General features: G+C 73.1%; 10 protein-coding genes. 7 read left to right on the forward strand and 3 right to left on the reverse strand.

Annotated elements, in window-relative coordinates; translation table 11 throughout:
* Positions 1–34: 34 nt before the first annotated feature.
* The 5 genes from ACDF64_RS11955 to ACDF64_RS11975 are packed head-to-tail and all read left to right on the forward strand — an operon-like array spanning position 35 to position 5915.
* On the forward strand, positions 35–1336 hold the full coding sequence (locus tag ACDF64_RS11955) for an enolase C-terminal domain-like protein (protein WP_394551567.1): 1302 nt from the start codon (positions 35–37) through the stop codon (positions 1334–1336).
* Positions 1333–2325 (forward strand): aldo/keto reductase, encoded by a 993-nt coding sequence (locus tag ACDF64_RS11960; RefSeq protein WP_394551569.1) that lies wholly within the window; start codon positions 1333–1335, stop codon positions 2323–2325. The genes ACDF64_RS11955 and ACDF64_RS11960 overlap by 4 nt, the downstream gene beginning before the upstream one ends.
* On the forward strand, positions 2322–3845 hold the full coding sequence (locus ACDF64_RS11965) for a sugar ABC transporter ATP-binding protein (RefSeq protein WP_394551571.1): 1524 nt from the start codon (positions 2322–2324) through the stop codon (positions 3843–3845). The genes ACDF64_RS11960 and ACDF64_RS11965 overlap by 4 nt, the downstream gene beginning before the upstream one ends.
* Positions 3842–4873: an ABC transporter permease gene (locus ACDF64_RS11970; protein ID WP_394551573.1), complete on the forward strand. Its 1032-nt coding sequence runs from the start codon at positions 3842–3844 to the stop codon at positions 4871–4873. The genes ACDF64_RS11965 and ACDF64_RS11970 overlap by 4 nt, the downstream gene beginning before the upstream one ends.
* A 58-nt stretch (positions 4874–4931) precedes the next feature.
* The gene (locus tag ACDF64_RS11975; protein ID WP_394551574.1) at positions 4932–5915 is read left to right on the forward strand and encodes an ABC transporter substrate-binding protein; all 984 of its coding nucleotides are present in this window, start codon (positions 4932–4934) and stop codon (positions 5913–5915) included.
* A 64-nt stretch (positions 5916–5979) separates the two neighbouring features.
* Here the strand turns inward: ACDF64_RS11975 and ACDF64_RS11980 are convergent, their stop codons facing one another.
* Genes ACDF64_RS11980 through ACDF64_RS11990 form a run of 3 tightly spaced genes read right to left on the reverse strand, consistent with a single transcriptional unit; the run spans position 5980 to position 9140 of the window.
* Positions 5980–6873, reverse strand: a complete 894-nt coding sequence (locus tag ACDF64_RS11980) for an amidohydrolase family protein (protein WP_394551577.1) — start codon at positions 6871–6873, stop codon at positions 5980–5982.
* Positions 6870–7541, reverse strand: coding sequence for a FadR/GntR family transcriptional regulator (locus ACDF64_RS11985; RefSeq protein WP_394551579.1), 672 nt, complete (start codon positions 7539–7541; stop codon positions 6870–6872). The genes ACDF64_RS11980 and ACDF64_RS11985 overlap by 4 nt, the downstream gene beginning before the upstream one ends.
* A gap of 39 nt (positions 7542–7580) precedes the next feature.
* Positions 7581–9140: an AlkA N-terminal domain-containing protein gene (locus ACDF64_RS11990; protein WP_394551580.1), complete on the reverse strand. Its 1560-nt coding sequence runs from the start codon at positions 9138–9140 to the stop codon at positions 7581–7583.
* Between the two features lie 73 nt (positions 9141–9213).
* Here ACDF64_RS11990 and ACDF64_RS11995 point away from each other — a divergent pair, with 73 nt between their 5' ends.
* Both ACDF64_RS11995 and ACDF64_RS12000 read left to right on the forward strand, forming a co-directional pair.
* Positions 9214–10632: an FAD-binding oxidoreductase gene (locus ACDF64_RS11995; protein WP_394551582.1), complete on the forward strand. Its 1419-nt coding sequence runs from the start codon at positions 9214–9216 to the stop codon at positions 10630–10632.
* 9 nt (positions 10633–10641) lie between these two features.
* On the forward strand, positions 10642–11817 hold the full coding sequence (locus ACDF64_RS12000; protein WP_394551583.1) for a PrsW family intramembrane metalloprotease: 1176 nt from the start codon (positions 10642–10644) through the stop codon (positions 11815–11817).
* The last annotated feature ends 90 nt before the right edge of the window (positions 11818–11907 follow it).

Below are 11907 nucleotides of genomic sequence, written 5' to 3' on the forward strand. Positions count from 1 at the left end.
TCCGATGTCTAAGCTCGCGGCCAGAGAGGAACACATGCCTACGATCGTCAACGTCGACACCAGGGACATCCGCTTCCCGACTTCGCTCAGCCTCGACGGCTCCGACGCGATGAACCCGGATCCCGACTACTCGGCAGCCTACGTGGTGCTGCGCACCGACGCCCCCGACGGGCTCGAGGGACACGCCTTCGTCTTCACCATCGGGCGCGGCAACGACGTCCAGGTCGCGGCCCTCGACGCACTGCGCGAGCACCTCGTCGGCGCCGACGTCGACGAGCTGCTCGCCGACATGGGCGCCGCGAGCCGCCGGCTCGTGCACGACTCGCAGCTGCGCTGGCTCGGCCCCGAGAAGGGCGTCATGCACATGGCGATCGGCGCCGCGGTCAACGCGCTCTGGGACCTGCGCGCGAAGCGCGCCGGCCAGCCGCTCTGGCTGCACCTGGCGCAGCTCAGCCCCGAGGAGCTCGTCTCGCTCGTCGACTTCCGCTACCTGACCGACGCGCTCACGCCCGACGAGGCGCTCGCGATCCTCCGGGCCGCCGAGCCGGGCCGCGCCGAGCGCATCGCGCACCTGCTCGAGGTCGGGTACCCCGCGTACACCACGACGCCCGGATGGCTCGGCTACTCCGACGAGAAGCTCGACCGACTCTGCCGCGAGGCCGTCGCCGACGGCTTCCCGCAGATCAAGCTCAAGGTCGGCGCCGATCTCGCCGAGGACCGCCGGCGGCTCGCGATCGCGCGTGCGGCCGTCGGGCCCGGGTACCCGATCGCGATCGACGCGAACCAGCGCTGGGACGTCGCCGACGCGGTCGACTGGGTGAACGCGCTCGCCGAGTTCGAGCCCGCGTGGATCGAGGAGCCGACGAGCCCCGACGACATCCTCGGGCACGCGGCCATCGCACGCGGCGTCGCGCCCGTCCGCGTCGCGACCGGCGAGCACGTGCAGAACCGCGTCGTGTTCAAGCAGTTGCTCCAGGCCGGCGGCATGGACGTCATGCAGATCGACGCGACCCGCGTCGGCGGCGTCAACGAGAACATCGCGAACCTCCTGCTCGCGGCGAAGTTCGGCGTCCGGGTCTGCCCGCACGCGGGCGGCGTCGGCCTGTGCGAAGCCGTGCAGCACCTGTCGATGTTCGACTACGTCGCGGTCACCGGCACGATGGAGGACCGCATGATCGAGTACGTCGACCACCTCCACGAGCACTTCACGACCCCGGTCGTGGTGCGCGCCGGCCGGTACCTCGCCCCCACCGCCCCCGGCGCGGGCACCGAGATGCTCGCCGCCTCCATCGACGAGTACGCCTGGCGCGGCGCGCGCGTCGCGGCCCGCTCATGACCGGCGCACGGATCCGCGAGGACCTGCTCGGCCCGATCGGCTTCGGGGCCGCGCCCATCGGCAACCTCTACCGCGTGGTCTCGGACGAGGGCGCCCGGGCGGCGCTCGACGCGGCCTGGGACGCGGGCATCCGCTACTACGACACCGCGCCGCACTACGGCCTCGGCCTCAGCGAGCGCCGGCTCGGCGCGTTCCTCCGCGAGCACCCGGCCGACGAGTGGGTGCTGTCGACCAAGGTCGGCCGCGTGCTCGAGCCGAACCCGGACTTCGCGGGCGGCGACGACCTCGCGAACGCCTACGCCGTGCCCGACCGGACCGTCCGCCGGTTCGACCCCAGCCGCGACGGCGTCCGCCGCAGCCTCGAGGACTCCCTCGAGCGCCTCGGCGTCGACCGCATCGACATCGCCTACCTGCACGACCCCGACGTGTACGACCTCGACCGCGGGCTCGCCGAGGGCCTGCCCGCACTCGCCGCGGCCCGCGACGAGGGACTCGTCGGCGCGATCGGCGTCGGCGTGAACTCGGCGGACGTCGCCGCGCGGGCCATCCGCGAGGGCGACCTCGACCTGGTCATGGTCGCCGGGCGCTTCACGCTCCTCGAGCAGCCGGCGCTGGACGACCTGCTGCCGCTCGCGCTCGAGCGCGGGGTCGGCGTCGTCGCCGCGGCGCCCTACAACTCGGGGCTCCTCGCGACCGAGACGCCCGACGCGAGTGCGCACTACGACTACGCCACGGTCCCGGCGGACGTGCTCGCGCGCGCCGAGCGGCTCGCCGCGGCGTGCCGGGAGGCCGGAGTCCCGCTGCCGGCCGCCGCGCTCCAGTTCCCGTCACGGCATCCGGCCGTGCGCACGGTCGTGACCGGCACCGCCCGCGCCGTCGCCGTGCGCGAGAACGCCGAACGCGCCGCGTTCCCCATCCCCGCGTCGTTCTGGGACCACCTCGAGCGCGCGGGACTCATCCCCGAACTGGAAGCGAGGCGACGCGCATGAGCGAGACACCGCTCCTCGAACTCGAGGGGGTGAGCAAGAGCTTCCCGGGCGTCAAGGCCCTCGACGACGTCCGACTCGAACTCCGCCACGGCGAGGTGCACGCGCTCGTCGGCGAGAACGGCGCCGGCAAGTCGACGCTCATGAAGCTGCTCGCGGGCATCCACGCGCCCGACTCGGGCACGTTCCGGATCAACGGACGCGAACTCGTGCTCGACGGCCCGCGGCACGCGCAGGAGCAGGGCATCAGCATCATCCACCAGGAGTTCAACCTGATGCCCGACCTCACGGTCGCGCAGAACATCTTCATCGGCCGCGAGCGCCGCGCCGCCGGGCTCTTCCTCGACGACCGCGGGCTCAACCGCCGGGCGCAGGCGCTGTTCGACCGGCTGGGCCTCGCGCTCGACCCGGCCGAGCGCGTCGAGGGACTCACGGTGGCCCGCCAGCAGATGGTCGAGATCGCGAAGGCGCTCTCGTTCGACGCGAAGGTGCTCATCATGGACGAGCCGACCGCGGCGCTCAACGACGCCGAGGTGGACGTGCTGTTCGAGCTCATCCGCCGGTTCCGGACGCCCGAGACGGGCGTCATCTACATCTCGCACCGGATGGACGAGCTGAACCGGATCTCGGACCGCATCACGGTGCTCCGCGACGGCCGGTACATTCGCACCTTGGAGACGGCGGCCACCGACCAGCGCGAGGTGATCTCGCTCATGGTCGGCCGCGAGCTGAAGGGCGAGCAGCGCCCGGAGCCGGCCGCGCCGGTCGACGCGACGCCCGTGCTGTCGGTGCGCGGGCTCACGACGAAGCACCTGCTCCGCGACGTCTCGTTCGACCTGTACGCCGGCGAGATCCTCGGGTTCGCCGGGCTCATGGGCGCCGGGCGCACCGAGGTCGGTCGGGCGATCGTGGGCGCCGACCGCCGCGACGCCGGCACGGTCTCGATCCGCGGCCGCGAGGTGTCGATCGGGAATCCCGCTGACGCCGCGAAGCTCGGCATCGGCTACCTCTCGGAGGACCGCAAGCAGCTCGGCGTGCTCCTCGAACGGAGCGTCCGGGAGAACATCGTGCTCGCCTCCATGCGCGACTACGTGAGCGGGCTCGGATTCGTGAGCGGCTCGCGCATCGAGCGCACCGGGAGCGAGTACGTGCGGATGCTCCGCATCAAGACGCCTTCGACCGCTCAGCTCGTGCGCAACCTCTCGGGCGGCAACCAGCAGAAGGTCGTCATCGCCAAGTGGCTGGCGAAGGACTGCGACATCCTCATCTTCGACGAGCCGACCCGCGGGATCGACGTGGGCGCGAAGGAGGAGATCCACGCGCTCCTGCGCGAGCTCGCCGACCAGGGCAAGGCGATCATCATGATCTCCTCCGAACTGCCCGAGGTCCTGCGCCTCAGCGACCGGATCGCCGTCATGGCCGAGGGCCGGCTGACGGCCGTGCTCCGCAACGCCGAGGCCACCCAGGAGAACCTCATGGACTACGCCACCCGCTTCAGCGCCGAAGGGACGATCGCGCGATGACCACCCCCACCAAGCCCGCACCGGAGACGCCGTCGACGTCCGCGTACGCCGCGATCGAGGGCGGCGCGCAGCCCAGGTTCGCCTGGGTCCGCGGCTCGCTCCAGCAGTTGCTCGCCGCGGCGAGCCTGATCGTGATCGTGCTGTTCTTCTCGTTCGCGAGCCCGCATTTCTTCACGCCCAACAACCTGGTCTCGATCCTCACCGCGGCGACCGTGACGGGGATCCTCGCGCTCGGCACGACGTTCGTCATCATCACGGGCGGCATCGACCTGTCGATCGGCACCGGCATGGTGCTGTGCGGGGTCATGGCGGGCGTGTTCCTCACGTACTGGGGGTGGCCGCTCTGGCTCGGCGTCGCGGCGACGATCCTGTTCGGGGCGCTCATCGGGCTCGTCAACGGCGTGAACATCTCGGTGCTCGGCATCCCGCCGTTCATCGCGACGCTCGGCATGATGCTCATCGCGGCGGGCCTGTCGCTCGTGATCTCGGGGACCAAGCCGATCTACTTCAAGGAGACGCCCGAGTTCCAGCAGATCATGAACCTGTCGATCATCCCGGGCATGCGGTTCCCGCTCGGCGTCGTGATCTTCATCGTGATGATCGTCATCGCGGGCGTCCTGCTCGGGCGGACCATCGTGGGCCGGTACACCTTCTCGATCGGCTCGAACGAGGCCGCGACCGCGCTGTCGGGCGTGAACGTGCGCCGCTGGAAGATCATCATCTACACGATGGCCGGCCTCTTCGTCGGCCTCGCGGGCGTGCTCAGCGCCTCCCGGCTCTCGTCGGCGCAGCCGACGGGCGGCATGGGCCTCGAGCTCGAGGCGATCGCCGCCGTCGTCATCGGCGGCACGTCGCTCCAGGGCGGCAAGGGCTCCATCCTCGGCACCGTCATCGGCGCCCTCATCATGGCCGTCCTCACGAACGGCCTCCGCATCATCTCGGTCCCGCAGGAATGGCAGTCCGTGGCCGTCGGCGTCGTGATCCTCGTCGCCGTCTACCTCGACATGCTGCGCCGCCGGCGGGCCTGAGATCCCCGGGTCATCCCGGACCCCTGCACCACACAGACAGAGACACGAAGGAGTGACCATGTTGAAGAAGCGCACCATCGCCGTGGCCGCGGCCACCGCGATCGCGGCGGCGCTCACGTTCACCGGATGCTCGAGCAGCGACGGCGGCTCGGGCGGCGGCGAGGGGGACAAGCCGTACATCGCCCTCATCTCGAAGGGCTTCCAGCACCAGTTCTGGCAGGCGGTCAAGCAGGGCGCCGAGCAGGCGGCCGAGGAGTTCGACGTCGAGATCACGTTCGAGGGGCCGGACACCGAGGCCGACGTCGACCAGCAGATCCAGATGCTGCAGACCGCGCTCGACAAGAGCCCGGCCGCGATCGGCTTCGCCGCGCTCGACAGCCAGGCCGCCGACCCGCTGCTGCAGCAGGCGAAGGACAGCAACATCCCCGTCGTCGCGTTCGACTCGGGCGTCGACAGCGACATCCCGGTCACGACCGCCGCGACCGACAACCTCGCGGCCGCCGCCGAGGCGGCCAAGCACCTGGCCGAGGCGATCGGGCACGAGGGCAAGGTCGCCCTCGTCGTGCACGACCAGACCTCGCTCACGGGCCAGCAGCGTCGCGACGGGTTCATCCAGTACATGGAGGAGAACGAGCCGAACATCGAGATCGTCGACACGCAGTACGGCGGCGGCGACCAGGCGAAGTCGGCCGACCTCGCGAAGGCGATCATCTCGGCGCACCCGGACCTCAAGGGCATCTACGGCTCGAACGAGGGATCGGCGATCGGCGTCGTGCAGGCCGTGAAGGAGCTCGGCATCGACCCGACCCAGCTCGCCGTGGTCGGCTTCGACTCCGGCAAGGCCCAGATGGACGCGATCCGCGACGGCCTCATGATCGGCGCGATCACGCAGAACCCGATCGGCATCGGCTACGAGACCGTGAAGGCCGCGGTCGAGGCGATCGACGGCAAGGAGCTGCCGAAGACGATCGACACCGGCTTCTACTGGTACGACGCGACGAACATCGACGACGCGGAGATCCAGGCCGTCCTGTACGAATGATCGGATGCCTCGGCGGGGCGTCGGCGCGAGCCGGCGCCCCGCCGACGTGCGCGCGGGCGCCCGGTCAGGCCCGGTCGAGCCCGTAGAACCGGGTCGCCGTGCCCTTCAGGAGCGCGGCGCGCTCGCCCGCGGACGGGCCGACCGCGTCGAGGACCAGGTCGAGGAACGAGGCGAAGCTCCCGCCGGCGCCGAACGACGCGCTCACGGGCCAGTCGCTGCCGACCATCGCGCGGTCCGCGCCGAACGCGTCGACCGCGTGCCGCAGGAACGGCGCGCCGTGCGCGTCGAGGATCGCGCGATCGGATGCCTCGGCCGACAGGCCCGACACCTTCACGTGCAGGCCCGGCAGGCGCGCGAGCCGCGTGATCGCGTCGGCCCACCGCTGCCCGGCCTCGCCGTCGATGGCGCGGCCGTCGATACCGGCGTCGACGGGCGGCTTGCCGAGGTGGTCGAGGACGACCCGGAGGCCGTCGACCGGGGCGAGGAGGTGCTCGAGCAGGGGCAGCTGCGCGTGGCGCACGCACGCGTCGAAGGTCAGCCCGCGCGCGGCGAGGACGCCGAGCCCATGAGCGACCCGCTCGTCGGCGAACGTCTCGTCGGGCTCCGACTGGAGCAGGTGGCGGATGCCGACGACCGGCACCCGGCCGGGCAGCTCCGCGAGCCGGTCGAGCGCGGCCTCGAGGGCGGGGTCGCGGAGGTCGACGGCCGCGACGATGCCCGCGAGCTCGGGCCATCCGTCGGCGAGCGAGGCGACCCATTCGGCCTCGGCGAACGACTGGTCGGCGCGGCAGTCGGCCTGGACGAACACCATGCGCGCCGTGGGTCCGGCGGCATGGCCGGTCGCGCGGTCGACCACGTCGGGGAGGTGCGGGCCGTCCACGGCGGTGCCGGCGAGCCACGGGTAGTCGAGCCGCCGCGGGTCCCAGACGTGGACGTGGGCGTCGACGAGCGCGCTCACGACACCGCCCGCAGCCAGAACTCGACGCCGGCGATGTGCGCGACCATGAGGCTCCGCGCGAGCTCGCCGTCGCCGCGTGCGATCGCGTCGAGGATCGCGCGGTGCTCGTCGATCGTGCGGTCGGCCGCGCCCTGCTGCGTGATGCCGCGCCAGATGCGTGCGCGCACGGTCTCGCTCGACATCGACTCGACGAGCCGGCGGAGGTACTCGTTGCCGGCCGCGGCGACGATCGCCTGGTGGAACTCGAGGTCGTGCGCGACGAGCTCCTCGACCGAGGACGCGGGTGCGGCGGACGCGACGATCGCCTCGAGCTCGGCGACCTGCTCGGACGTGACGCGCGTCGCGGCGCGCTCGGCGGCGGCGGGCTCGAGCATGCGCCGCACCTCGAAGATCTCGAGCACCGAGCGGTCGTCGTGCAGGTCGACCACGAACGAGAGCACCTCGAGCAGCAGCCTCGGTTCGAGGCTCGTGACGTAGGTGCCGTCGCCGCGGCGGACGTCGAGCACGCGGATGACCTCGAGCGCCTTCACGGCCTCGCGGAGCGAGGAGCGGCTGAGCCCGAGCCGCTCGCCGAGCTCCTTCTCCGGCGGGAGCCGGTCGCCGGGCGCCAATTCGCCCGTGAGGATCATGTCCTTGATCTTGAGGATCGCCTCGTCGGTCACCGCCATGCTGGGATGCTAGCGCACCGGGCGCCAGACATCCGACGTCTATCCGGACGCCGCGGCCCGCCAGAGGTGCATGGACGCGTAGCTGCGCCACGGCGCCCAGGCCCGCCCGCGCTCGGCGAGCTCGCGCGGCGCGATCGGCAGCCCGAGGCGCCCGGCTCCGTTGCGGAGCGCGAGGTCGGAGACGAGCAGGATGTCGGGGGCGCGCGTCACGCGCATCGAGAGGTACCCCGCGGTCCACGGGCCGATGCCCGGCACGTCGAGCAGCGACGCCTGCAGCTCGTCGCGTCCGACCTCGCCCGAGACGACGAGGTCGCCGACCGCGAGCCGGCGCGCGACGTCGACGATCGTGCGGATGCGCGCAGCGGGACCGCGGAGGACCCGCTCGCCCACCTCGGCGATCGCCTCGGCCGTGGGGAACAGGCGGTGGATGTCCTCGGCCGCCACGAGCGGCTCGCCCAACTCGACGGCGAGCCGCGTGAGCGCCGTGCGGGCGGCCGCGACCGAGACCTGCTGGCCCACGAGCGCACGGAACACGAGCTCGTGGGCGTCGAGCGCGCCGGGCAGCCGGGTGCCGGGCGTCGCGGCGACCGAGGGCGCGAGCACGGGATCGGCCGCGAGGGCCTCGTCGATCGCGACCGCGTCGGCGTCGAGGTCGAAGAGCCGCCGCACGCGCGCGACGAGCGGCGGCAGGTCGCCGAGCGTGGCGAGCCGGGCCGAGACCTCGATGCCCGAGTCGGTCCCGGAGCCGTCCGAGAGCGGCGCGAGCTCCAGCACCGCGGGCCCGCCCGGCAGGCGCAGCGAGCGCGCGTAGCGCGCGGGCTCGGCGACTTCGACGCCGTCGAGCGCGCGGGCCCGGAGCCACGCGAACACGCCGGCCGCGTCGAACGGCGGGCGCGCGGGCAGTCGCAGCCGCACCGCGCCCGCGTCGTCGGGGGACGGGGAAGCGGGGGAGCCGGCGGAATCGGGGGAGTGGGCGCGCGACCGCTCGCGGGTTCGCGCGGCGAGTCGGACCTCCATCGGGCTCCGCTCGTACACCTGGCGCATGGTGTCGTTGAACTGCCGGATGCTCCCGAACCCGGAGGCGAAGGCGACGTCGGCGACGGGCATGCCGGTCGAGACGAGCAGGCTCCGCGCGGTCTGAGCTCGGTGCGCGCGCGCGAGCGCGAGCGGGCCCGCGCCGAGTTCGGCGGTGAGCACGCGGGTGAGGTGGCGCGTCGTGTAGCCGAGGCGCGACGCGAGGCCCGGCACGCCGTCGCGCTCGACGACGCCGTCGGCGATGAGGCGCATCGCGCGCGCGGACAGGTCGTCCCGGAGGTCCCACTCCGGCGAGCCGGGCACCGCGTCGGGCAGGCAGCGCTTGCACGCGCGGAGCCCGGCCTCGTGCGCGGCCGCCGCGGTCAGGTAGAACGTGACGTTGCGCGGCTTCGGCGCGACCGCGGGGCAGCTCGGGCGGCAGTAGATGCCCGTCGAGTGCACGCCCGTCACGAACTGGCCGTCGAAGCGGCTGTCGCGCGCGAGCATCGCCCGGTACCGCCCGGCGAACACCGGGTCGGCGACGCGGTCGTCGATCGGGTCGGCGGTGAGGACGGGGCGGGACATGCCTCCACCATCGCACGCCCCGCCGACGTCGACCAGCGGGAATCGGACATCACCGCATCGCTAGGCTGCTCGCATGCCCGACGACCTCCTCCACCGGCTCCGCGACGAGCTCGGGGCATCCGTGAGCCTCGCCGCGGGCGATCTCGACCGCGTCCGCGAGGACCGCTCGGGCCACCGCAGCGCGCATCCGCCGATCGCGGTCGTGCACGCGGCATCCGTCGACGAGGTCCGGCGCCTCATGCGGCTCGCGCACGAGACCCGCACGCCCGTCGTCCCGCGCGGGGCTGGAACGGGCCTCGCGGGCGGCGGCATCGCGAGCGAGGGCGCCGTCGTGCTCGACCTGTCGCGCATGGACCGCATCCTCGAGGTCGACGCGGCCGACGAACTCGCGGTCGTCGAGGCCGGGGTCCTGAACGGCGACCTCGACCGCGCCGTCCGCCCGCTCGGCCTCTGGTACGCGCCCGACCCCGCGAGCCGCGCGATCTCCTCGATCGGCGGCAACATCGCCACGAACGCGGGTGGACTGCTGTGCGCGAAGTACGGCGTGACCCGCGAGGCCGTGCTCGGCCTCGCGGTCGTGCTCGCCGACGGGCGGCTCGTGCGCACCGGCCGGCGCACCGTGAAGGGCGTGACGGGCTACGACCTGACCGCGCTCCTCACCGGGTCCGAGGGCACGCTCGGCGTCATCGTCGAGGCCACCGTGCGGCTCCGTCCGCTCCCGTCGGGCGAACCGGTCACGGTGGCCGCCGTCTTCCCTGGCCTGGATGCCGCGGCCGCCGCGTGCTCGGCGGTCGTCGCCGCGCGACTCCGGCCGGCGATGCTCGAACTCGTGGACGGCGGCGGCCTCGCGCGGATCCGGCGGCACCTCGGCGACGCCGCGGTCGCGGGCACGCCGATCGAGCACCTCCGTGCGGGCGAGGCGTTCGTGCTCGCGCAGGCCGACGACGTGGGCGCGGCCGCGACCGCGGCCCGGATCGCGGACGTGCTCCGCGACGCCGGCGGCCGCGTCGAGCTCGCGCGGGACGCGGTCGAGGGGGAGCGGCTCGTCGCGATCCGCCGCGCGTGGCATCCGGCGCTCGCCGCCGACGGCGAGGTGCTCATCGAGGACGTCTCGGTGCCGCGCTCGAAGCTCGCCGCGATGTTCCGCGCGATCGACGAGATCGGGCGGCGCCACGGCGTCGAGATCCCGACGCTCGCGCACGCGGGCGACGGCAACCTGCATCCGAACTTCGTGTTCGCGGGCGACGTCGTGCCCGACCGCGTCTGGGCCGCGGCCGACGAGCTCTTCCGCACCGCGGTCGCGCTCGGCGGAACGCTCACCGGCGAGCACGGCGTCGGGATCCTGAAGCGCCGCTGGCTGCGCGACGAGCTCGGCGACGACTCCTGGGAGCTCCAGCGCGCGATCAAGGCGGTCTTCGATCCGAACGGGATCCTGAATCCCGGCGTCATGTTCGATCCGGATGCCGCGCCCGAGGCGGGTCCGGATCGCTAGGATTCCCGCGTGACGTCCCCGAGCGTTCCGGGCCAGCACCCGGCCCCCGCGCAGAACCCGTACCCCGTCCAGCCGATCTGGACCGCGCCGCCGCCCGTACCCAGGCGGGGCGGGCTCGCGTTCGCGATCGTCGGGATCGTGCTCGGCGCGGTGATCGCGGCGATCGTCGTCGTGTACCTCACCTGGGCGCTCGGCATCCCGACGTTCCTCGTCGCCGCGTTCCTCGCGCTCATCCCGCTCGCGATCGTGCTGGCCGCCGTGCAGTGGGTCGACCGCTGGGAGCCCGAGCCGCGCTGGGCGCTCCTGTTCGCGTTCCTCTGGGGAGCCGCGGTGTCGGTCGCGATCGCGCTCGTCGTCGACCTCGGCGTCCAGTACGCGGTCGTGTTCGCGACACCCGGCGGCAGCCCGGACGAGGCCGCGCAGGCCGTCGTGCAGGCGCCGTTCGTCGAGGAGCTCGCGAAGGGCGTCGGGATCCTGCTCGTGTTCTGGTTCAGCCGCTCGCACTTCGACGGACCGGTCGACGGCCTCGTCTACGCGGCGACTATCGCCGCGGGCTTCGCCTTCACCGAGAACATCGTCTACTTCGGGCAGTCGTTCGCCGAGAGCGGCGCGGCCGGGCTCGGCACGACGTTCGTCGTGCGCGGCCTGTTCTCGCCGTTCGCGCACGTGCTGTTCACGGCGTGCACGGGCATCATGGTCGGCATCGGCGCGCGCCGGGGCGCAACGTGGGGCATCCTCGGATGGTTCGTGGCGGGCCTCGCGGTCGCGATGGCGCTCCACGCGCTCTGGAACGGCTCGCTCGTCTTCGCGGACGCGATCGGCCTGTACTTCACCGTCCAGGTGCCGATCTTCGTGGGCTTCGTCCTGCTGACCGTGTACCTCCGCCGCGAGGAGGTGGCGCTCACGCGCCTGCGTCTCGGCGAGTACGCCGCGGCGGGGTGGCTGACGCCGGGCGAGGTCGACGCGCTCGCGACGCCCGCGGGCCGCCGGCACGCGCTCGTGTGGGCGCGCACGCAGTACCCGCCGCGCACCGCCGAGGTGAAGGGCCTGGTCCGGGATGCCACGACCCTCGCGTTCAACCGCCAGCTCATCGTGACCGGCCGCGGCGACGTCGGGCGCGTGCAGGACGAGGGGCTGCTCCTGCGCCGGCTCCAGGAGCGTCGCACCGCACTGCTGCGCGCCTGAGCCGCGCCCGTGCCCGACGCTCCCGGCCCTGCCGCTCGGGAGCGGCGCCACGTATGCTGAGCGCGACCGCATCCGCATTTCGAAGGCGAG

The sequence above is a fragment of the Agromyces sp. MMS24-JH15 genome (genome assembly GCF_043518605.1).
Lineage (GTDB): Bacteria > Actinomycetota > Actinomycetes > Actinomycetales > Microbacteriaceae > Agromyces.

Excerpts from the sequence above, each read along its gene's own strand:
- ACDF64_RS11955 (WP_394551567.1), top strand. The coding sequence starts at position 35 with ATGCCTACGATCGTCAACGTCGACACCAGGGACATCCGCTTCCCGACT.
- ACDF64_RS11960 (WP_394551569.1), top strand. The coding sequence starts at position 1,333 with ATGACCGGCGCACGGATCCGCGAGGACCTGCTCGGCCCGATCGGCTTC.
- ACDF64_RS11965 (WP_394551571.1), top strand. The coding sequence starts at position 2,322 with ATGAGCGAGACACCGCTCCTCGAACTCGAGGGGGTGAGCAAGAGCTTC.
- ACDF64_RS11970 (WP_394551573.1), top strand. The coding sequence starts at position 3,842 with ATGACCACCCCCACCAAGCCCGCACCGGAGACGCCGTCGACGTCCGCG.
- ACDF64_RS11975 (WP_394551574.1), top strand. The coding sequence starts at position 4,932 with ATGTTGAAGAAGCGCACCATCGCCGTGGCCGCGGCCACCGCGATCGCG.
- ACDF64_RS11985 (WP_394551579.1), bottom strand. The coding sequence starts at position 7,541 with ATGGCGGTGACCGACGAGGCGATCCTCAAGATCAAGGACATGATCCTC.
- ACDF64_RS11990 (WP_394551580.1), bottom strand. The coding sequence starts at position 9,140 with ATGTCCCGCCCCGTCCTCACCGCCGACCCGATCGACGACCGCGTCGCC.
- ACDF64_RS11995 (WP_394551582.1), top strand. The coding sequence starts at position 9,214 with ATGCCCGACGACCTCCTCCACCGGCTCCGCGACGAGCTCGGGGCATCC.